This window comes from Streptomyces sp. NPDC059785 (genome assembly GCF_042732375.1).
GTDB lineage: Bacteria > Actinomycetota > Actinomycetes > Streptomycetales > Streptomycetaceae > Streptomyces.
Map to the genome: position 1 here is coordinate 56,630 of NZ_JBHWHV010000011.1, position 21,262 is coordinate 77,891.

At 73.9% G+C, this 21,262-nt stretch carries 16 protein-coding genes; 7 read left to right on the forward strand and 9 right to left on the reverse strand.

The genetic code is table 11. The features are described from left to right. Nucleotides 1-54: 54 nt before the first annotated feature. The 7 genes from ACFV6E_RS11100 to ACFV6E_RS11130 all read right to left on the reverse strand — a co-directional run bounded on the left by ACFV6E_RS11100 (nt 55) and on the right by ACFV6E_RS11130 (nt 9,213). The gene (locus ACFV6E_RS11100) at nt 55-651 is read right to left on the reverse strand and encodes an ATP/GTP-binding protein (RefSeq protein WP_385161499.1); all 597 of its coding nucleotides are present in this window, start codon (nt 649-651) and stop codon (nt 55-57) included. After that, entirely contained in the window at nt 632-1,006 is a 375-nt protein-coding gene (locus tag ACFV6E_RS11105; RefSeq protein ID WP_385161501.1) for a DUF742 domain-containing protein, read from the reverse strand. Before ACFV6E_RS11105 ends, ACFV6E_RS11100 begins: the two co-directional genes overlap by 20 nt. Continuing rightward, nucleotides 999-1,430: a roadblock/LC7 domain-containing protein gene (locus tag ACFV6E_RS11110; RefSeq protein ID WP_385161503.1), complete on the reverse strand. Its 432-nt coding sequence runs from the start codon at nt 1,428-1,430 to the stop codon at nt 999-1,001. Before ACFV6E_RS11110 ends, ACFV6E_RS11105 begins: the two co-directional genes overlap by 8 nt. Before the next feature lie 19 nt (nt 1,431-1,449). After that, entirely contained in the window at nt 1,450-4,203 is a 2,754-nt protein-coding gene (locus ACFV6E_RS11115) for a nitrate- and nitrite sensing domain-containing protein (protein ID WP_385460623.1), read from the reverse strand. A 263-nt stretch (nt 4,204-4,466) separates the two neighbouring features. Further along, nucleotides 4,467-5,666 (reverse strand): FAD-dependent oxidoreductase, encoded by a 1,200-nt coding sequence (locus tag ACFV6E_RS11120; RefSeq protein ID WP_385460626.1) that lies wholly within the window; start codon nt 5,664-5,666, stop codon nt 4,467-4,469. 38 nt (nt 5,667-5,704) lie between these two features. Then, nucleotides 5,705-7,237, reverse strand: coding sequence for an amino acid adenylation domain-containing protein (locus tag ACFV6E_RS11125; protein WP_385460629.1), 1,533 nt, complete (start codon nt 7,235-7,237; stop codon nt 5,705-5,707). Next, the gene (locus ACFV6E_RS11130) at nt 7,234-9,213 is read right to left on the reverse strand and encodes a beta-ketoacyl synthase N-terminal-like domain-containing protein (protein ID WP_385460632.1); all 1,980 of its coding nucleotides are present in this window, start codon (nt 9,211-9,213) and stop codon (nt 7,234-7,236) included. The genes ACFV6E_RS11125 and ACFV6E_RS11130 overlap by 4 nt, the downstream gene beginning before the upstream one ends. An 814-nt stretch (nt 9,214-10,027) precedes the next feature. Here ACFV6E_RS11130 and ACFV6E_RS11135 point away from each other — a divergent pair. The 4 genes from ACFV6E_RS11135 to ACFV6E_RS11150 all read left to right on the forward strand — a co-directional run bounded on the left by ACFV6E_RS11135 (nt 10,028) and on the right by ACFV6E_RS11150 (nt 14,044). Continuing rightward, nucleotides 10,028-11,077 (forward strand): GAF domain-containing protein, encoded by a 1,050-nt coding sequence (locus ACFV6E_RS11135; protein ID WP_385161513.1) that lies wholly within the window; start codon nt 10,028-10,030, stop codon nt 11,075-11,077. Between the two features lie 104 nt (nt 11,078-11,181). Beyond that, on the forward strand, nt 11,182-11,985 hold the full coding sequence (locus ACFV6E_RS11140) for a VOC family protein (RefSeq protein WP_385460635.1): 804 nt from the start codon (nt 11,182-11,184) through the stop codon (nt 11,983-11,985). A gap of 134 nt (nt 11,986-12,119) precedes the next feature. Next, a complete protein-coding gene (locus tag ACFV6E_RS11145; RefSeq protein ID WP_385460638.1) occupies nt 12,120-13,616 on the forward strand; it encodes an ATP-binding protein in 1,497 nt (498 codons plus the stop codon). Further along, nucleotides 13,613-14,044, forward strand: coding sequence for a DUF742 domain-containing protein (locus ACFV6E_RS11150; RefSeq protein ID WP_385460641.1), 432 nt, complete (start codon nt 13,613-13,615; stop codon nt 14,042-14,044). The genes ACFV6E_RS11145 and ACFV6E_RS11150 overlap by 4 nt, the downstream gene beginning before the upstream one ends. A 9-nt stretch (nt 14,045-14,053) precedes the next feature. Here the strand turns inward: ACFV6E_RS11150 and ACFV6E_RS11155 are convergent, their stop codons facing one another. Next, nucleotides 14,054-15,337, reverse strand: a complete 1,284-nt coding sequence (locus ACFV6E_RS11155) for a cytochrome P450 (protein WP_385460643.1) — start codon at nt 15,335-15,337, stop codon at nt 14,054-14,056. A gap of 224 nt (nt 15,338-15,561) precedes the next feature. Beyond that, entirely contained in the window at nt 15,562-16,527 is a 966-nt protein-coding gene (locus ACFV6E_RS11160) for a lytic polysaccharide monooxygenase (protein ID WP_385460646.1), read from the reverse strand. 224 nt (nt 16,528-16,751) lie between these two features. Here ACFV6E_RS11160 and ACFV6E_RS11165 point away from each other — a divergent pair, with 224 nt between their 5' ends. From ACFV6E_RS11165 to cyc2, 3 genes are all read left to right on the forward strand, one after another. Beyond that, on the forward strand, nt 16,752-17,918 hold the full coding sequence (locus ACFV6E_RS11165) for a damage-control phosphatase ARMT1 family protein (RefSeq protein WP_385460649.1): 1,167 nt from the start codon (nt 16,752-16,754) through the stop codon (nt 17,916-17,918). A gap of 60 nt (nt 17,919-17,978) precedes the next feature. Beyond that, the gene (locus ACFV6E_RS11170) at nt 17,979-18,656 is read left to right on the forward strand and encodes a hypothetical protein (protein WP_385460651.1); all 678 of its coding nucleotides are present in this window, start codon (nt 17,979-17,981) and stop codon (nt 18,654-18,656) included. A gap of 106 nt (nt 18,657-18,762) precedes the next feature. Continuing rightward, complete coding sequence (gene cyc2, locus ACFV6E_RS11175) at nt 18,763-20,979, forward strand: germacradienol/geosmin synthase Cyc2 (protein WP_385460654.1); 2,217 nt, start codon at nt 18,763-18,765, stop codon at nt 20,977-20,979. The last annotated feature ends 283 nt before the right edge of the window (nt 20,980-21,262 follow it).

A 21,262-nucleotide genomic window follows, 5' to 3' on the forward strand; every position in this document is an offset into this window, starting at 1 on the left:
GGCCGGCCGGTGCGCGCGGACCGCGGACCTGGCGCGTGATCCGATCGGCGCGCCCTAAACCCCGCCCGCCGTCGTCAGCCGGGCCTCCGCCTGCGCACGGGCCGCCTCCAGGACGGCCAGCAGGACCTCCTTGCTCGAGGCGCGGTCGCGGACGTCGCAGAGGACGACCGGGATGGCCGGGTCGAGGTCGAGGGCCTGGCGGACCTGTTCGGCCGTGCAGTCGCGGCGGCCGTCGAAGCAGTTGACGCCCACCGCGAAGGGGATGTCGCGGGCCTCGAAGAAGTCCACGGAGGCGAAGGAGGCGTCCAGGCGGCGGGTGTCCGCGAGGACCACCGCGCCCAGCGCGCCGGACGACAGGTCGTCCCACATGAACCAGAAGCGGTCCTGGCCCGGCGTACCGAAGAGATAGAGGACCAGTTCGGGGGCGACCGTGATGCGGCCGAAGTCCATCGCCACCGTGGTCGCGAGCTTCGCCTCCACACCCGCCAGGTCGTCGACGCCCAGGCTCGCCTCGGTGATGCGTTCCTCGGTCTCCAGCGGCGGCACCTCGCTGACCGAGCCCACCATGGTCGTCTTGCCCACGCCGAACCCGCCCGCGATCAGGATCTTCAGCGCGGTCGGCAGGAGCGTTTCAGAGCTGACGGACGGCATCCATCACCCTTTCGATGAGTTCCACGCTCGGCTGCTCCTCCTGTCCGGGCGGTGCCTGGACCAGGACCAGCGAGGCGTTGAGCAGATCCCCGCAGAGGATCTTGACCACACTGACCGGTAAGTCCAGCGTGGCCGCGATCTCCGCCACGGCCACGGCCCGGTCCCGGCACAGCGTCAGGATCTGGAGCTCCTCGGGCTCCAGCCGGTCGCGGCGCGCCCCGTCGGGGGAGAGCGCGACGACCAGCGTGATCAGCGTGAAGTCGTGCTGACTGTGGCGGGTACGTCCGCCGGTGATGGCGTACGGCCGGACATGGCGTCCGGCCCGCCCACCGTCGAGCCACTCCGGCTCAGGCATCCTGGATGCGGCTGCCGGACGGATCCGTCACGCGAGGCGCGGCGCTGAGGTACTTGCCGACCTGCTTGACGAGCGTGCCCATCTCGAACGCCATCATCCCGACGTCCACCTCCTCCGAGGCGATCGCGGCCAGCCGGGCCCCCCGGCCCGCCGCGGTGACGAAGAGGAACGCCCGTTCCATCTGGATGACCGTCTGCTGGACCTCGCCGCCGCGGAAGTGCCGGGCCACGCCTCTGGCGAGGCTGTGCATGCCCGAACCGACGGCGGACAGGTGCTCGGCGTCGTCCCGGCGCAGGTCCTTCGACTTGCCGATGAGGAGGCCGTCCCCGGAGAGCACGATGGCACAGCGGATCTCGGGTATCTGGTCCACGAGCCCGTCCAGGAGCCAGTCCAGCTGGGGACCGGGATGTACCTGCTCAGTCATTGCTGAATGTTCCTCACAGTTAGTAGTCGCCGGGACCGTGCGACGGGGCCTGCCGTCCGTCCGTACCGTCCGACTCGTCGGCGTCGGAGATCCGTGCGCGCTTGAGCCCCTGCTGAATGGCGGTCATGGCGCGGGCCGACCGGTCGGGCGAGATGCCGCCCTCGCCCCGGTCGTCCCGCGGGGACCCCGCCTCGGCGGCCTCCTTGCGCAGTTGCTGCGCGAGGCTCGCTCCCCTGGTCCGCTGCGGCAGGACGCTGGGAGTGGTGAGCGGGCCCGGCGGCTGCGCGCCGGTGCCCGCGGCGGGGACGGTCGCGGGGGTGCCGGCCCCGGGCGGTGCCTGCCCGGCCGCGGGGCCGGGGCGTCCGGTGCCGGGGTGCGCGGTGCCGGGGTGCGCGGCACGGACGTCCGGCCGCGGCGCCGCCGAGCCGTCCCGCCCGGCCGCGGGCTGTCCGGTGTGCGGGCCCCCGTGACCGGCGTGCGCACCGGGCTGTCCGTGGGAGCCGGGACGTTCCTGCGCGGGCGTCCACTGCGCGGCGGCGGGGCCCGGCGCGGGATGACCGGACGGGGCGGGATGACCGGTAGGGGCGGGATGACCGGAAGGGGCGGGCAGCAGTCCCGCGCCGCCGTACTCGGGGAACCCGCTGTGATCCACCGGGCGCGAGTGCCGGATGGTCTCGGCGGCGGCTGCCCGCATCGTGCTGAGCCCCGCGCCCGCGCCGGCCGTGGCACCGGCGCCGACCAGGACGCCGTCCCCGGCGTGCTCGGCGGCCTCGGCGGGCCCCGGACCGGTGACCGCGGTGCGGGCGCCGCCCGCCGCCGCGGCCGACTTGAGCTGTTCCAGGACCGGCGAGTCGTGCTCCTCCAGCAGCGCCGAGGGCACCAGGACGACGACGAGGGTGCCGCCGTAGACGGACTCGCGCAGCTCCACCTTGATCTTGTGGCGCTCCGCGAGCCGCCCCACCACGAAGTGGCCGAGCCGCGGGTCCTCGCCGAGCGCCGTCATGTCCAGCTTGGGCGGGTGGGCGAGCAGGTGGTTGGCGTGCGCCCGCAGCTCGTCGGGCATGCCGAGGCCGTGGTCCTCGACGTGGATCGCGAGCCCCTTGGCCACCTTGGTCGCGCTGACGAAGACCTGGGTGTCCGGCGGGGAGAAGCTGGTGCCGTTCTCGATGAGCTCGGCGAGCAGGTGGGTGACGTCCGCGACGGCCCGGCCGCCGACGGCCAGCGGCCGGTCGGTGGGCAGGTTCTTCACCTTGACCCGGGTGTACTGCTCGGTCTCGGCGACCGCGCTGCGCATCACGTCGGTGACGGAGACCGGCGCGGTCATCCGGCGGCTGGGCGGGGAGCCGCTCAGGATCACCAGGTTCTCCGCGTGCCGGCGCACCCGGGTGGCGAGGTGGTCGACCTTGAAGATGTCCTTGAGCAGGTCCGAGTCCTCGTGCTTGCGCTCCAGGTCGTCCAGGAGCGAGATGAGGCGGTGGACCAGGATCTGCGTACGGCGGATGAGCTGGGCGAAGACCTTCTCGGTGCCCTCGCGGCCGAGGGACTGCTGTACGGCGGTGTCGGCGGCGGTGCGGGCCAGGTGGTCGATCGCCGTGCCCAGCTTGGCCAGTTCGTCGGTGGTGTGCTGCGGCTGCGGGGCGAGCGTGTCGGGGTCGATGTGCTCGCCGCGGCCTATTCGCTCCAGGAGCTGCGGCAGCCAGGTGCTCGCCAGGTCCTCGGTCCGGCGCTGGAGTCCGGTGAGGCGGGCCAGCGTCGAGGCCCGGCCGCGCCGGGCCAGTACCGCGCCGGCGGCCAGCGCGGCGATGGTGGCGGCGGTGCCGAGGAGCAGCCCGAGCAGCAGGCCGCCGGCCCGGTCGTCGGCCGCCGCGGCCTGGCTGTCCAGGGCGTTCGCGCCCAGTTCCCGCGCGTCGCTGACAACGCTGTCCGCGGCCTCGGGCCAGGCCGACGCCTGTCGCGGCACGGAGCTGCCCTTCGCCGCCACGACCGCTTCCGCGATCGAGGCCGTCGACGTCCACTGCGCGCTGCCGGTGAGCTGCGCGTAGGCGGTGGCCTCGGCGGCGGCCAGGTCCCCGGTGTCCAGGTCGGCGCGGATCTGCCGCTGGATCGCCAGGTACTGGGCGAACTGCACGCGGGCGGCCGGGGACAGCTCTCCGGAGCGCAGCGCGCCGGAGAGCAGCGCGTCCTGGCGGGAGAGCATCTCCGTGAACCGCACCACGGAGGTGGCGGCGGCGCCGGAGTGGGACAGCTCGCCGTCGTCGCTGCGCAGCGCGGCGGCGAGCAGGTCGGTGCTGTCGGTGATGGTGTTGGTGAAGTACTGGAAGGCGTCCCCGGTGTTCAGCTTGTGGCCGTCGATCGCCTCGCGCCGCGCGGCCAGGGCGTCCAGCGCCTCGTCCAGCTTCCCGGCCCGCGAGGCGGAGGCGTCCGTCGCCGCGGCGGAGCCGCCGCGGAACGTCTCGACCGCGGCGTCCGTCTTCTCGCGGGCCTCGTCGAGGGCCGTGCGGGCCGAGCCCGAGTGGGTCGCCTGCCAGACGGCGGTCAGACGGCGTTCGTCCTGGAGCCGGGACAGGACCGACTGGGCCGGTCGGGCCACGGACTCGGCCCGGTCCGCGTCGGCGTGCAACTGGAGCTGCTCGTCGACGAGTTCGGCCGCCGTGTAGCCCCACAGGCCGGTGAGGAACACCGCCGGGACGACGTACGGCAGCACGAACGAGAACCGGAGAGATCTGCGCGGGGCGGACCGATGGCGGGTCCGCCGGTCGCGTGTGCCTGGCATCTGATTCCTCGTACGGCAGCGAAACGCTGGAGTCGGTAACGGACGGTGCGGGATGCCTGACTTTCCCCCGGCGCGGCGCCTTGACTCACCGTGATCAAAAGTCGGCGATGGGTTGCACCGTATCAGGATCATGCCGCACCGTCAGCATCCGCCAGTGGCAACTGCCGCCGACTCCCGGGCAGTTGAAGAAGGTTCAAAGAAACCCCTGTGAAAAGCCTGGTGACAGGCCCACGGAAACCCGGGGAAAAGGCCATGGAAAGGCCCTAAAGGAGGGCCAGCAGTTTAGGGGTGTACAAGGCGCCCGCAGAACCTATCCCGGCGACCATGTCGAAATAGATCGACGTCAGTTCGGGATCGGTCCGCACGGCCCGCAGCAGTGACAGACGCTGTTCGTGCGGGGTGAGCCGGGCGACACCGAGCGTGGCCTCGTACCCGGGCAGCAGGGCCTGGTCCCGCTCCCGCGCGTAACCGTCCAGGGCCTCGTCGAGCCGGCGCGGGTCGCCCCCGAGGCGTCCTGTCACCCGCCGCACGAGCGTCTCCACCTGGAGGAAGGCGTCGCTGATCCCGCGGGCGGTGATCGAGTCCTTGTGGTGCCCGGCGTCGCCGACCAGCGCCCAGCCCGGTCCCGTCGCCCGCCGGAAGAAGTTCTGCTGGTCGCCCGTGCCGCGCAGCCGTTCGCTGCGCCGGTCGCCCTCGAGCCGCTCGTACAGGCCCGGCGCGGTGGTCCGTATCTGCTCCAGGTAGGCGTGCCGCGCGTCGACGCGGACCCCTTCGAAGCGGGCCTGCGGGAAGTAGGCGAGGACCAGCGTCGCGTCGTCGTTGGTGGCCACGGCGGCGACCCAGCCGGCCGCCTTCTCGTACAGCTCCATCGTGGCCGGCACGTCCTGCCAGTACGTGTAGTAGGCGCAGGTCAGACGCGGGTCCTCGCGGGTGTACGGGGCCCCGGCGAGCCGGGCGACCGTGGAGCGCATGCCGTCCGCGCCGATCACCAGCCGGGCGTGCGCGGTGAAGGCGTGCTCCCCGTGCCTGCCCTCGACGCCGACGACCCGGCCCGTGCCGTCCCGCAGCAGTCCGGTGACGAGGGCGTGGTCGCGGAACTCGACGTTCGGCTCGGCCGCCGCCGCCTCGACCAGCAGGGTGTCGAGGACGTGGCGCCGCGGCGCGTACGCCGCGCGCTGGCCGTCCACGCCCCGGGCGCTGCCCTCCAGGCGGACGTCCGCCACCTGGTAGACCACCCGGTCCAGCGGCGGACAGCCGGTGGCCCGTACGGCGTCGAGCAGGCCCCAGCGGGCGAGCGCGGCCACGCCGGGCTGGTGGATCAGGTGGGTGGACAGCGTGTCGGAGGGGAAGGTCCCGCGGTCCAGCAGCAGTACCCGGTGTCCCGCGCGGGCGAGCAGCATGGCGGTGGGCGCTCCCGCGCAGCGCGCTCCTACCACGATGGCGTCGAACAATGGGTGCCTCACAACGGGGTCGGGGATGGGGTGGGTGAGGAGCGGGCCGTTCAGCGGCCGAGTTCGGCGAGCAGCGCCCGCCGGTCGATCTTGCCGTTGGCGTTGAGCGGCAGCCGCTCGAGGACCGCGATCCGGCGCGGCAGCATGTACGGGGGGAGCCGGTCGCCGAGTGCGGCGTACAGGGCGTCCGCGTCGCAGCCGGTGCCGCTGACCGCCGCTTCCAGCTCCGGTTCGCCGTCGGCGGCCAACCGGGCGAGCACGATCGCGTCGCGGACGCCGGGCCGCTCCCGCAGCATCGCCTCGATCTCCCCGAGCTCGATGCGGTGTCCGCGGATCTTCACCTGCTGGTCGGTGCGTCCGAGGTGGACCAGGCCGCCGTCGCGGACGGCGACCCGGTCGCCGGTGCGGTACCAGTGCAGGTCGCCCGGGGGCGCGCCGTCGTCCGGGTGGTGCGGCTCGGGCGGCAGGAAGCGCCCCCGGTTGTTCGCCGCGTCGAGGTAGCCGGGGAAGCGCTGCGGGCCCCGGACGCACAGCTCGCCGCTGTCGGCCGGGTTGCCCTCCTCGTCGAGCAGCAGCAGATCGAGCGCGGGGTGGCCGGTGCCGATGGGGACGGTGCCGTTGGGGGTGTCGGGCCAGTCGGCCGGGTCGCGGGGCAGCCGGTAGGCGGTGCAGGAGATGGTGAGTTCCGTCGGCCCGTAGAGGACTTCGAGGGCGCTGTCCGGCGCGGCGGCCTGCCATTCGCGGGCTGCCGCCAGGGTGAGCGGTTCGCCGCCGAAGACGCTCCACCGCAGGGTCGGCATGCTGCCCGGCGTCAGGGTGCCCAGACGCGAGGCGAACGAGATCAGCGAGGGCACGGAGAACCAGTGGGTGAGCCGCAGGTCGTTGACCGTCTTCACCGGCGACAGCAGTTGTCCGCGCCGGGGCACCACCAGGGTGCCGCCCGCCGCCCAGGTGACGAACAGGTCGTGCACCGAGCCGTCGAAGGTCAGGTCGAAGGCCGCCGACAGCCGGCTGTCCGGGCCGATGCCGTACCGGGACGCCATGTGTTCGAGGTAGGCGCCGAGGTTGCGGTGCAGGATCGGCACGCCCTTGGGGGTGCCGGTGGAGCCGGAGGTGAAGATGATGTAGGCGATGCCGTCCGCGGCCGCCCGGGGGAACGGCACGGCGGGAGCGGGATCGCCCGCCACGACCGCCAACTCCGGGTCCCCGACGGCTAGTTCCGGCACCCCGAGGCCGTCCCCCGCGCCCGGCGTGTCGGTCAGCAGCAGATCGAGCCCGGCGGCCCGCGCGATCGTCGCCGTACGGGCCGGGGGGTGCTCGGGGTTGAGCGGGACGACCGCCGCGCCCGCCCTGAGCACGGCCAGATAACCGGCGTACGCGGTCACCGAGCGGCCGGTCAGCAGGCCGACCCGGGCGGGCGGGGTGCCGCCGTGGGCCCGGACCAGGCGGGCGGCGAGCCGCTCGGCCAGCGCGCGCAGCTCGCCGTAGGTGAGCCGCGAGCCGTCCACCTCCAGAGCCGGATGGCCGGTGAACGAGTCGGCCGAGCGGGCGAACCAGCCGTACACCGTCTGCGGGTCGCTCATCGTGCGGGAGCCTCCAGTGCGCGGGTCCACCGGCGCAGCTCGCCCACGGTGCGCAGCCGGCCGAACTCCTCGGGGTCGATGTCACCGCCGGAGATTTTGTTCAGCTCCACCACGATCCGCAGTTTCGCCAGCGAGTCGATGCCGATGTCGGTGAGCGCGGACCCGTCGTCGAAGCGGGTGCGCGCGTGCTCGCGCAGCACCCGGGACGCCAGGTCGCCGCCGTCCGCGCCGCCGTCCGTGCCGGACTCCTCGCCCGGCCAGAACCGTCTGGTCTGCCAGGGGTAGCGGGGCAGCGGCACGTACCGGCCCGGCAGTCCGAACACCTGGCCCCAGTCCACCGCCGCGCCCGCCCGGTAGAGGTCGGCGACCGCGGCGAGCAGCGCGCCGCGCTCGCGCCACTGCCGCTTGGGCCGCGCCGGGCCCGCCGCCCCGGCCAGGGCCGCCGCCAGCTCCTCGTGCGAGGAGCCGACGACGGCCGCGCGGTGCTCGTGGTGCTGCCGGCGCAGGGCCGCGCTCCAGCAGATGTCCCGCACCGGGTGTTCTGCGCCCGGCCCGTCGGGGGCGAGGTAGGCGGCGTACGCCCGGACCAGCTCGGCCAGGGCGGCGGGGGAGCGGGCGGACAGCGCCAGCACGTACGGGGCGCCGTCCGCCACCGGTTCGGGCGGGGCGGCGGGGCGGCTCGCCTGGCCGAGGACGACGTGCGCGTTCAGGGCCGAGGAGCCCTGCCCTGAGACGCCCGCGAGGGCGGGGCGGTCGAGGTCCGGCAGGTCGTGCACCTGACCGGGCACCGCCAGCGGCAGCCCGGCCCAGTCCACGTCGGGCCGCGGGGTGGCGAGATGGAGGCTGGGCGGCACCTGGCCGTGCTCCAGGCAGAGCACGGCCTTGATCAGCCCGGCGAGGCTGCCGGCCGCCTCGGCGTGCCCGATGTTCGTCTTCACCGAGCCGACGAGCAGCGGCCGTTCAGCGGGGCGGCCCCGGCCGAGCACCTCGCCCAGGGCCCGCAGTTCGAGCGCGTCCAGGGCGGGGGAGCCCGCGCCGTGCGCCTCGACGTAGTCGACGTCGCCGGGCTCCACCCCGGCGTCCGCGTACGCCCAGCGCAGCACCTCGACCTGCCCGGCCAGGGAGGGGTTGAGCACCGAGTCGCTGGTACGGCCGTCGTTGCCGACCGCGCTGCCCCGGACGACGGCCCGGATGCGGTCGCCGTCGGCCAGCGCGAGGCCCAGCGGCTTGAGGACGACCACGGCGACCGCGTCGCTCGGGGCGTGCCCGTCGGCGTCCGCGTCGGCGAACTTGCTGCGGCCGTCCGCGGCGAGCGTGCCGGCCTGGGTCATCAGAACGCCTTCGTCCGGGCGCAGTTTGATGTTCACCCCGGCGGCCAGCGCCAGCGGGATCTCCCCGGCCCGCAGGCTCTGCACCGCCCGGTGGACGGCGACCAGCGACGAGGAGCAGGCGGTGTCGATCACCTCGCTGGGGCCGCGGAAGTCGAACTCGTAGGACAGGCGCGCCGGTATGAGAGAGCGGAAGTTGTGGAACTGCGCGGCCGTCACGGCGTCGAGGCCCTGGCGGAAGGCCGACTCCAGGTAGTCGGAGCGGGCGTTGCCGACGAAGACGCCGGTGCGGCTGCCGGCCAGCAGGTCGGGCCGCTGCCCGGCGTCCTCCAGCGCCTCGTAGGCGGTCATCAGCAACAGCCGCTGCTGCGGGTCGAGTTCGACCGCCTCGGTGGCGGACATCCCGAAGAACTCGGCGTCGAAGTCGGCGACCTCGTCCACGTATCCGGCCCGGCGGCTGCCTATGCGGCCGGGCCGCCGCCGCGGCGAGTACAGGGTGTCGACGTCGTACCGCTCGGGCGGGGTCTCGCTCGTGGCGTCGATGCCGCCGCACAGCAGCTCCCACAGCTCGTCGGTGCCCGGCGCGCCCGGCAGTCGGCAGGCCATGCCGATCACTGCCACGGACCGTCCGTCGTCCGACCCATTCATGAGCTTTCCCTTCTGGTGCTTCCCGATGACCGTGATGACCGTGCGTGTGCGGGGGGTGGCTTTGCGCGGTGGCCCGGAACCGGGCGGGGGCGGCGGCGCTCGCGGGGGACGGCACTGGGCGTGGGGGCCCTTCGTGCCGTGCCCCCGGGTCGCCGCGGGGCCCGCGGTCCCGGTCGGACGGGGAACGGTTACGACAGCGGTAACGCCCCGGCCGTCGTGGCGGGCCCGGCACCCGGACGGGCGGCACGGGGTGCCGTGCCGGCCCGGGTCGGCGGGCGGTCGCTGGGGAAGCGGCAGGAAGCCGCCGCGGGCGGTGCGGACGGTGCGGGCGGTGCGGACCACGCGGTTGTTGATCTTGGCGGGAAATGGCCGCTGACGTGTTGGCCGGCAACAGCCTGCCGTTCGTGCGCGGGGCGGGACGCCCGCAGCTCGAAGTCCACCTGACCCACGCCGCTGTGCCCTCTCTCGCAGCCCACTGCACCGGTTCTCGCGCATGGAGGGCGGCTGATGGTGCGTCGGATCGCACGCGTCATCGTCGAAAACCAGCCCACCGCACGATTGTCGTACGCGAAAAGGTTTCTGCTCATTCCTGAAGACAGGTTTGGCGGGAAGTGATCGCCCAAGGTTGAAACCCATAATTACTTGGACAGAATTCGAGGTTGGGGACAGACGGGACGAGCGGTGCAGGGGGACCGAAGGGGACGTCCCGGGCCGGAACGACGGGACATCACCGTGTGTCCAGTGTGACGGGTGATGATGAAATTACCGTGCGAGACGATCCACGGAAGCCCGGATTCTGATTTCATCTGATCCCATGGATCCCCTGACAACTGATCAGGCCCGGCTCGCGGGCGAACAGCGCAGGCTGCGACTGCAGGTTCTCGGCCTCAACAGTTCCGACGCGGAGGAGACCTTCGACCGTGTCGCACGGCTTGCGGCGAGCTTCACACAATCTCCGTTGGCCATGGTCAACTTCATCAACGACGAGCAGCAGATGTTCCGGGGCATGTACGTCCCGCCCACCTCTCCCGACGACCGGGCCGACGCCACCGGCGGCGGCATCGTGTTCGACCTCAGCAGCGTGGCCCGCGAGGCCCCCGCCGACTACGGTTTCTGCCCGCACGTGGTCGCCCAGGGCTCCCAGCTCGCCCTGGACGACGTCTTCGACTACCCGCGCTTCAAGGGCAACCCGCTCGTCAACGACATGGGCGTGCGCTCCTACCTCGGCACCCCGCTGCGCGACAACACGGGCATGATCCTCGGCACCGTGTGCGTCGCCGACATGGTGCCGCGCTCCTGGGACCGCAAACTCCGCGAGGGAATGCGGGAGTTGACCGAGACCCTGCTGGCCGACTTCAAGCTGCGCGACAGCCTCCTCGCCCAGCAGCAGGAGCTGTTCGCCGTGTTCGACGGCGCGCCCTTCCCCATCATGCTCACCGAGGGCGCCAACCACCTGCTGCGCTACGCCAACGGCAAGCAGGGCGCCGCCTTCGGCATGGCCGCGCAGTTCAGCCCCGGCCGCATGGCCCTGCCGGGCCTCGACGCGATCGGCGTCTTCAACGCGATGGACGACGCCTACCACAGCGGCCAGGCCACCACCCTGGCCCGCGCGACGCTCACCACGTACGACTTCCACGCGCCCCAGGACTTCAGCTTCCTGTGCACGCCCGTGCGCACCTCGCCCGGCTCGCCGATCAGCGGCGTCCTGACCGTGGCCATGAACATCACCGGGCAGTCCTACCCGGGGACCGAACAGCAGCAGTTCGCCGCGAACGTGCAGGAACGCTTCGAACGGCTCGGCACCGGCGGCCTGCCCGGCGCGGCCCCCGGCCGGCGCACCGAGAACGTCACGTACCCGCACTGAGCGCGGCCCGACCGGGCCGCCCCGGCCCCCGCGGTGCGCCCCGGCCCGGGTCGGGGGATGCTGGATTGTGAAGCAGTGCGGCTCGGACGCGGGACGGTACGGCGATGAACAGCGACAGAACGCTTCACGGAGCGGTCCGCTCCAGCCACGCGGTGGCCGGCGCGCCCTGCTGGGTCAGCCTCAGCGCACGCGACCTGGCGGCCGCGCAGCACTTCTACGCGGCCGTGCTCGGCTGGGAGTGGAGCCGCGCCGGTCACGGTGACCGGTTCCGCCTCGCCTGCGCGGACGGCGTCCCCGTCGCGGGCGCCGCGGAGGTCGCCGGCGCCTGGCAGACGGCCGTCGCCTGGACCCCGTACTTCGCCGTCGCCGACGCCGACGAGGCGGTCTCGCGCGGCAAGGAACGCGGCGGCACCCCCGCCGTCGGCCCCATCGCCTTCCCGTCCGGCCGGGCGGCGCTGCTGGCCGACCGGGACGGAGCCGTCTTCGGCGTCTGGGAGGGCGCGCTCGTGGCCGGCTGGGAGCACTGGCGCGAGTCGGCCCCCGCCTTCGTACGGCTGCACACCCGCGACGCCTTCGACGCCGCCATCTTCTACGGCGAGGTCCTGCGGTGGGCCTCCGGCGGACCGGGCTCCTGCGAGGTCGTCTACGACGGCGACGAGGTCGTCCTGAGCAACCAGGGCGACGTGGTCGCCCGGATCTTCTCCGGCGCCCTGGGCGAGGCGCCCGACCCCACTCTCAGACCGCACTGGCAGGTCGTCTTCGCCGTCCCGGACGTGGCGGGCCGCGCCGAGGCCGCCGTCGCCCACGGAGGCGGCGTCGTCCGGCACGACCCGGAGCGCGGCGAGATCATCCTGAGCGACCCCGACGGCGCACGCTTCACGGTGACCGCACGGCCCGCGCGCAAGTGACCGGCCGTGGCCGTAAGACACCCCTCGCGGCGCGCACCCCGCCGGCCGGTGAGCAAGCCGGTGAACGCGTACGTAGTTGAGATCGTGTCACCAGGAGAGGCCCGGACACGGCACGTCGGCGCGGAGGGGGATCCATGCCCGGACGGACACCGGAGGCGGCGAGCTGGGTCCTGGCGGTCGCAGTGCCGGTGCTGGCCGTGCTCCTGCTGCTCCGGCACCGGGCCCACGTCCGCCAGCGCGAACGCAACGCCCGGCTCGCGGACCGGCTGCGGGCCTGGGAGAACGAGGTACGGCACCTGGTGGCGGTACGGCTGCCGCGGCCGGCCGACGAACCGTGGCCGCCGGGGCCCGGCCGGGCCGCCGCCTTCCTGGACACCGGACCGCTCGACGCGCGGCTGGCCGGGACCGCCGTCGCCGACTGCCTCGACCACGTGCTGGAACGGTTCGTCGACGCCGTGGAGCAGGCCCGCACCGCCGCCGAGCGCTCCGCACGGGCCGCCCTCAGGGAAGCCGTGGGCCCGGTCGAGGCCCTCGCCCTCGCCCAGCAGAGCGCCATCGCCGAGGCCCAGGACCGGCACGACGACCCCGGCGTCCTGCGCGACCTCCTCGGCATCGACCACCTCAACGCCCAGCTCGGCCACCGCGCCCAGGCCCTCGCCGTGCTGTGCGGCGCCCCGCCGCGCCGGGAGCACCCGGACACCCCGCTCCTGGACGTCGTACGCGGCGCCGTCTCCCGCGTCCGCGACTACCGGCGGATCCGCGTCACCGGACCGGCCGGCCGCACCGTCGCCGGGCGGGCCGTCGCACCCGTGGTCCTCGCCCTCGCCGAACTGCTCGACAACGCCGCCCGCCACTCCCCGCCGGACACGACCGTCGAGGCCGTCCTCGAGACGGGCCCCGACGGCGCCCGCGTACTGATCGACGACGCGGGCACCGGTCTGCGCGCGGAGGACGCCGAGTACGCCGCCGACGTGCTCACCGGCCCCGTCCCGGTCCCCCTCGCCCGCCTCGGCGACCCCCCGCGCCTCGGTCTCGCCGTCGCCGGGACACTCGCCGCCCGGTACGGCTTCGCCGTCACGGTGGACGCGCGGTCGCCGCACGGGGGCGTACGGGCGGTGGTCTCCGTACCGGCGGAACTGCTCGGGGCGGGGGATGCGGGAGACGCGAAGCATGCGGGGGATACGGGGCACGGGGCGGCCGACGCTGCCGAGGAGCCGGCGGTCACGGCGGGCGGGCTGCCGCGGCGTCGGCGGCGGCGCGGGGCCCGGGGGCCGCAGCGGTCACCGGCCGAGGGGAGGACGTCTGGTACGGCCACTGGTCCGGCCGCCGGAGCCGAGTCCGACGAGGCCATCCTGCGGGCCGCCGAGGAGAACGCGCGGCGGGTCAGCGCCTTCGCGGAGGGCTTCCGGCGGGGGCGCGCGGAGGGCGGGGGACCTGGCACGGCGCCGGGAGCGGAGGGCGTCGAAAGCAACGGGGACGGAGAGGGCGACGGGGACGGAGCGTGCGGGGCGTCGCCTTTGGGTCGGGGCGCGGGTGAGCCGGGGGGCGACGGGGATGGTGAGGGTGGGGCGTCGCCTCCGGACCGGGGCGCGGGTGAGCCGGGGCGCGACGGGGACGGCGGTGCGCCGTGACGCCCCGGGAGCGCGCCGCGCCGCGCCTGGTACGGACGTACGTGGTCACGGAGGGGCGGGCGTACCCGAGCCGGAACACCCTGGAGGCGGACACGCTGGTGCTGGCCGCCGACGAGGAGGCGCCCGGCGACCGGGTTGCTTCCGGTGACCAGGGGGAGCCGGGCGACGCGGGGCAGGCCGCCGGTCGGAGCCCCGTCACCGTGCTCGGGCCGGAGAAGCGGCGGCTGCTCGCGCTGTGCGGGCCCGGCGCCCTGTCGGTCGCCGAGGCCGCCGGGCGGCTCGGGCTGCCGGTCAGCGTCACCAAGGTGCTGGTCGCCGACCTTGTCGACAGCGGCGCCCTGGTCGTCCGCCCGCCCGTACCGCCCGCCGAGGCCGCGGACCCGAGGATCCTCCAGGAGGTCCTCGACGGCCTCCGCGCCCGCCTGTGAAGGCCGCGCTCAGCCGGCCGCCGGGTCCAGCCGGACCGGGAGCGCGCGGTGGCCGTTGGAGATGAAGGAGTCCACGGGGACCAACTCGTCGTCGGGAACGGCGAGTTGGAGGTCGGGAAACCGTTCGAAGAGGGCCGGGAGGGCGATCCGGGCCTCGAGCCGGCCCAGCGGCGCGCCGAGACAGAAGTGCACGCCGTGCCCGAAGGCGAGGTGCTCCTTGTCGGCCCGGGTGACGTCGAAGCGGTCCGCGTCCGCGCCGTACTGCTCGGGACTGCGTCCGGCGGCGGCGTACGCGGCGAGGACGGGCTCGCCCGCGGCGATCACCGTACCGGCGGGGTCGCCGAGCGCGCCGAGGTCGATGTCCGCGACGGCGTAGCGCAGCGGCAGGCTGGCGACCGGGGCCCGGACCCGCAGGGTCTCCTCGATCACGTCCTGCCACGCGACGTCGCCGGACCGGACGAGGGCGAGCTGGTCCGGATGGGTGAGGAGCGCGTGGACAGCGTTGTCGAGGAGGTTGACCGTGGTCTCGTGCCCGGCGGCGATGAACAGCGTCAGGGTGTCGAGCAGTTCCTGCTCGCTCAGCGGGGCGCGGCCCTCGTCGTCGCGGGCCGCGATGAGCGCGGTGGTGAGGTCGTCGCCGGGCGACTCCCGCTTCGTGGCGACGAGTTCGGCCATGAGCGCGTACATCCGGGTGTAGCTGGCCGTCATCTCGCCGGGGTCGGCGGAGGTGTGGAAGAGGTCGTCCACGTGGGCCTTGAGCACGGCGCCGCGCTCCTCGGGCAGGCCGAAGAGTTCGCTGATCACCTGGATCGGCAGCGGGTAGCAGTACAGCTCCCGCAGGTCGACCACCGCGCTGCGGCGGCCCGCCTCGGCGAGCCGGTCGAGCAGTCCCTTGGTGATCTCCTCGATCCGGGGCTGGAGCGCCGCGGTGCGCCGGGCGGTGAACGCCTTGGAGACGAGGACCCGTAAGCGTTTGTGGTCGCCGCCGTACGCGGTGAACATGTTCTGCACCGCGACCCAGGTGAACAGCGGCCAGTCGGGCGTTATCCGGCCTTCGGCGAAGGCGGGCCAGTGCAGGCGCGGGTCTTTGGACACCCGGGCGTCGGTGAGCAGCCGGCGCAGCAGTTTCGGACTGCTGACCGCCCAGGCCGTCACCTGACCGGGGAGTTCGACGCGGGTCGCGGCTCCGCGCGCGCGGATGCGGGCGGCTTCGCCGTGGATGTCGCGGCCGGTCGGGTCGATCGTCAGAGGGTGCGCGTGTCCCCTCGGGTCTTCCGGCGGTGCAGTTCCCATCGGAGCCTCCGTGGCAGTTGGAAGCGGTACCCGCTGGGCACGCTACGCCGCCGTACCGGGGCGTCGAAGGGGCTGTGTCCGAAACAGGAGGGACGGCCGGAATCCGCCTGCGCGCTGCATCAACCTCCCACCACCGAGCCCGAGTTGCTGGACGACCGGGCTACGGATCACCGTGCCCGCGCACGTATGCCGTTGCCCGGCCTCCCGCGGCCGGGCAACGGTGCTCAGCGCCGCCGGCGCAGACCGATCGCGACGCCCGCGGTCAGCGCCAGCGCCCCGGCGCCGCCCGCGATCAGCGGGAGCGTCGCCGGGCCGCCGGAGTCGGTGTGCGCGACGGGCTCGGACCGGTCGGCGGCGGTGTCGTGGGCGGACGTCTCCGCCGCGACGGGCGTCCGCGTCGGAGTGGGCGTGTCTGTGGGCGCGGGCGTCTTCGCCGCCGGAGTCGGAGTCGGAGTCGGGGTCGGGGTCGGGGTCGGCGTCGCCTCCGGCCCGGTGGAGGCGCCCGCGCCGCTCGCGGCCTTCGGGAAGACGACGTCCGAGCAGGAGTAGTACGTGTCCGAGGTGCTGGAGTTCTGCCAGACGGTGTAGAGGACGTGGCGGCCGGAGCGGTCGGCGGGCAGCCGCGCGGGGATCCGGTAGGCGCCGTCCGTCAGGGCCGGGTCGGTGACGGTGGCGAACGGACGGCTGGGCAGGTCGGACCAGGTCAGGGCCTTCTTCGGGTCGTAGCCCGGCTTGGTCAGGAAAAGCTTGAAGGTCCCCGTGTGCGGGATCGTCGAGCTGTAGACGAGCGTCAGCGGGGCGCCGGGGGAGAGACGGGTCGCGGGCCAGTCGGAGCGCGCCAGGTCGAGGCCCCGGTAGGCGGGCAGGCCGCCGCTGCACAGCCGCCCGTCGGGGATGACCTGGCGGTCCCGGCCGTCGACGTTCGCGACCCGCAGGTTGTCCCAGGCGGTGAAGGGGGCGCCGTTCGCCGTGATGGCCGCCCGGCAGGCGGCCGAGCCCCGGCTCGTGCCGTCCGGCGAGCACGCCACCACCCGGCTGACCGGGTCCGTGGGCGCGCCGTGGGCCGCGGCGGGACCGGCGGTCCACGGCAGCAGCAGGAACGGGACCGCCGCGACGGCGGCGGCCGCGACGACGGTGCGGTGTGCTGTCATCCGACGGAACTCCTCGACGACGGTGCGGTGTGCTGTCATCCGACGGAACTCCTCGGTCGGTCGCGACGGGGCCCGTGCGCTCCCTGATGCGTGGGGCAACCCGGTGTGCGGGGCACCCTGATGTACGAGGCGGCCGCGTGCCGCGTTCAAACCGCCCCCGCCCGTTACTGTGCCCCGAAGGCCCGCCCGCTCCCGAGGGCCCGCCCACCCCTGACGTCCGCCCGGCCCCGAAAGCCCGCCCGAACCCGGAGGAACGCACCCTCATGCCCGTAGCAGCCCCCGTGATCGTCAGTGCCGACCCGGAGTCGTTCCCGCACAGCGTGCTGGCCGAGCGGCACCCGGCGCTCATCCGGAAGGTGCGGGACGCCTTCCCGTACGGGCCCGAGCAGCGCCGGGCGCTCGACGCGCTGCTGGAGAGCGCCACCGAGGGCGTCGTCGAACCGCTCGGCGCGGACGCGGCGGACCGCGAGCGGTGGGAGGCGTGGGGCTGCCGTCAGCACACGGGGCGCTCCTGGTTCGAGCTGCCCTTCCTCTGGGCGGAGAGCTACTTCTACCGCAAGCTCCTCGAGGCCGTCGGGTACTTCGGCCCGGGCCCCTGGCGCGGAATCGACCCGTTCCGCCCGTTCAAACTCGCGGAATTGGACACTCCGGAAGCCGGTGCGGAGCTGGCGGCGCTCGACGGACTGGCGGCGCGACCGGCCGCGGAACAAACGGAGGCCCTGCTGCACGGCGCGGTCTGGGGCAACCGCGCGGACCTCGGCTTCCAGCTCTCCGCCGGTCAGGAGAGCGGCGCCGACAGCCGGCTCGTCGCCGACGACGGTGAAGCGCTCCGGGCGCTGCTGACCGGCGGCACGGTGTGCCTGGTCGCCGACAACGCGGGCCGCGAGCTGATCCCCGACCTGCTGCTCGCCGACCACCTGCTGCGCCACGGCCGGGCGGACCGCGTCGTCCTGCACCTGAAGCCGTACCCCTACTACGTGTCGGACGCGACCACCGCCGACCTGATCGACGCGCTGCGCCGGCTGACCCGCGACGGCAGCACCACCGGCGCCGCCGCCGAGGCCGGGCACCGGCTCTGGGCCGCCGCGGGCGACGGCCGGCTGACGGTCCGCGCCCACCCCTTCTCCTGCGCCCCGCTGCCGTACGCCGACATGCCCGACGACCTGCGGCGCGACTTCGCCGACGCCACCGTGACGATCATGAAGGGCGACCTCAACTACCGTCGCCTGGTGGGCGACCGCATGTGGTCGCCCACCACGCCCTTCACGGAGCCCACGGCGTACTTCCCCGGCCCCGTCGCCGCCCTGCGCACCCTCAAGTCCGATGTGATCACCGGCCTCGACACGGCCACGGAGGCGGCGCTCGTCTCGGCCGAGGGACAGCGCTGGCGCACCAGCGGCACGCACGCGCTCATCCAGGTCGGGCCCTGACGTCCGGCGGTACGCCCTTTCCCCGGCGCCGACGAACCGGCCCGTTTCCCGCGCCCGTACGTGAAGTCCAGCCGCCAGCCCGAGCGCGCCGCCGGCGTACCGGCCGTGCTCGCCGAGGCGCACCGGATCGCCATGACGCACCCGCGCGGGCCGGTGTTCGTGTCCGTCCCCGAGGACGACTGGGACCGGCCGGCCGAACCGGTCGCGCCGCGCACCGTGCACGCCGAGTTCACCGCGGACCCGCGTGCGCTCGCCGCCCTCGCCGCCCGTCTCGACGCGTGCGCGCGCCCCGCCCTGGTCGTCGGCCCCGGCGTGGACGACGAGCACGCCCTGCCCGAAGTCCTCGCCCTCGCCGAACGGCTCCGGGCGGCCGTGTGGATCAGCCCGCTCTCCGGGCGCTCCGGCTTTCCCGAGTCCCACCCGCTCTTCCAGGGCTTCCTGCCGCCGGTGGCCGACCGGCTCACCGCGCGCCTGGAGCCGTACGACACCACCATCGTCTTCGTCACCCACGACATGGACGAGAGCGTGTACGTGGGCGACCGGGTCGTGGTGCTCTCCCCGGGCCCCGGCTCGCACGTGGTGCTCGACCTCCCCTTGGAACTGCCCGCCGACCGGGACCAGATCACCACCCGAGCCCTGCCGGAGTTCGTGGCGCTGCGCGCCCGGGTGGGCCGTGCGGTACGGGGCCACGCACCCGCCGAGGAGGACCGGACGGCCCCCGAACAGCCCCTTCCGTAGGAGGGCTGCCCGCCCGGTGCCGGACCTGTGCCCGGCCATTCACGCGATGGTGTGTTCATCTGCGGGCGGAAGGATGCCTTCCGCAGGCCCTGGGTAGAGCCGGGCCATGACGCAGCCGTTCCGACTTCCGCACTTCTACATGCCGTATCCCGCGCGGCTGAACCCGCACCTGGACGAGGCCAGGACGCACTCGGCCGAGTGGGCGCGCGGGATGGGCATGCTGGAAGGTTCCGGCATCTGGGAGCAGTCCGACCTCGAGGCGCACGACTACGGGCTGTTGTGCGCGTACACCCACCCCGAGTGCGACGGCCCCGCCCTGTCGCTCATCACCGACTGGTACGTGTGGGTGTTCTTCTTCGACGACCACTTCCTGGAAACCTTCAAACGCACCCAGGACCGCGCGGGCGGCAAGGCGTACCTGGACCGGCTGCCGCTGTTCATGCCGCTCGACCCCGGCACCCCCGTGCCGGAGCCGGAGAACCCGGTGGAGGCCGGTCTCGCCGACCTCTGGGCGCGCACGGTGCCGTCGATGTCCCGGCCGTGGCGGGAACGGTTCTCCATCGCCACCGAGCACCTGCTGAACGAGTCGCTGTGGGAGCTGTCGAACATCAACGAGGGGCGGGTCGCCAACCCCGTCGAGTACATCGAGATGCGCCGCAAGGTGGGCGGCGCCCCGTGGTCCGCGGGCCTGGTCGAGTACGCGACCGCCGAAGTACCCGCGGAGGTCGCGGACTCCCGGCCGCTGCGGGTGCTGATGGAGACGTTCGCCGACGGCGTGCACCTGCGCAACGACCTGTTCTCCTACCAGCGCGAGGTCGAGGACGAGGGCGAGCTCAGCAACGGCGTGCTCGTCCTGGAGACGTTCTTCGGCTGCTCGACGCAGGAGGCCGCCGACGCCGTCAACGACATCCTCACCTCCCGGCTGCACCAGTTCGAGCACACGGCGCTCACCGAGGTGCCCGCGCTCGCGGCGGAGCGGGCGCTCACGCCCGACCGGGTGGCGGCTGTGGCCGCGTACACGCGGGGGCTCCAGGACTGGCAGTCGGGCGGCCACGAGTGGCACTTGCGCTCCAGCCGGTACATGAACGAGGGCGCCGTGCGGGAGCCGCGGATCCCCGGTGCCGCCGGCTTCGGCGGGTCCGCCGCGGACGTCGGCGCCCTGCTCTCCGCGGCCGGGGCGGAGCGCCTGCGCTCCTACAGCCACGTGCCCTACCAGGAGGTCGGCCCGTCCCTGATCCCCGACATTCACATGCCCTTCGAGGTGACGCTCAGCCCGCACCTGGACGGGGCGCGCGGGCGCCTCACCTGCTGGTCGCACGCCATGGGCATCCTCTCCGAGGGCGTCTGGGACGAGGACAAACTCATCGCCTACGACCTGCCGCTGTGCGCCGCGGGCATCCATCCCGACGCCACCGCGGACGGCCTCGACCTGTCGTCCCAGTGGCTGGCCTGGGGCACCTACGGCGACGACTACTACCCGCTGGTCTTCGGGCACCGCAAGGACCTGGCGGCGGCCAAGGTCTGCACCGCGCGGCTGTCCGCCTGCATGCCCGTCGACGGCGAGCCGCCCCTCGTCCCGGCCAACGCGATGGAGCGCGGACTCGTCGACCTGTGGACCCGGACCACCGCGGACATGACACCGGACGCCAAGCGCACGATGCGCGGCGCGGTCGACGTGATGACGGACAGCTGGCTGTGGGAGCTGTCCAACCAGGCGCAGCACCGCGTCCCGGACCCGGTCGACTACCTGGAGATGCGCCGCCACACCTTCGGCTCCGAACTGACGACGAGCCTGTGCCGGCTCGGCCACGGCCCCACGATCCCCCCGGAGGTCTACCGCAGCGGCCCGGTCCGCTCCCTGGAGAACGCGGCCATGGACTGCGGCATGCTCGTGAACGACGTCTTCTCGTACCAGAAGGAGATCCAGTACGAGGGCGAGATCCACAACGGCATTCTCGTCGTGCAGCACTTCTTCGGCTGCGACTACCCGGCCGCCCTGCACATCGTGAACGACCTGATGACGCAGCGCATGAAGCAGTTCCAGCACGTGGCCGCGCACGAACTGCCCCTCCTCTTCGAGGACTTCGACCTCGGTGAGGAGGCCCGCGACACCCTGCGGGGCTACGTCCGCGAGCTGGAGCACTGGCTGTCCGGAATCCTGAAGTGGCACCAGGACTGCCACCGCTACGGGGCCGCCGACCTCGCCCGCCGCTTCCACGGCTTCCGGCCCGACCGGGCGCCGGACCTGCCCTTCATTCGGCCGGAGCGTCCGCTGCCGGACCCGGCCCGGCAGCCGGGCCGTCCGGTGCCCGCCTCGGCCTGACGGCGGCCCGGCCCGCCTCGGACAGCTCCCCGAGAAGCGCCACAGCGGCCCCGGTGACCTCGCGGACCCGGTCGGCGGGAGCGCGGTCGGCCCCGGCGGTGCCCGCCGGTGCGCAGCCGCCGCAGACAAAGCCGTTCGGCGTCCACAGGCGGTGCCGTTCCGTCCACGGCGGCGCCGTTTCCGGTCGCTTCACCGGTTTCGGCGATTTTTCGGCCGGAATGGGAGATTCAGGGAACTTAGGCGGGTTCTGGCGAGTCATCCGAGGTGAAGGCGGCCTCGACCG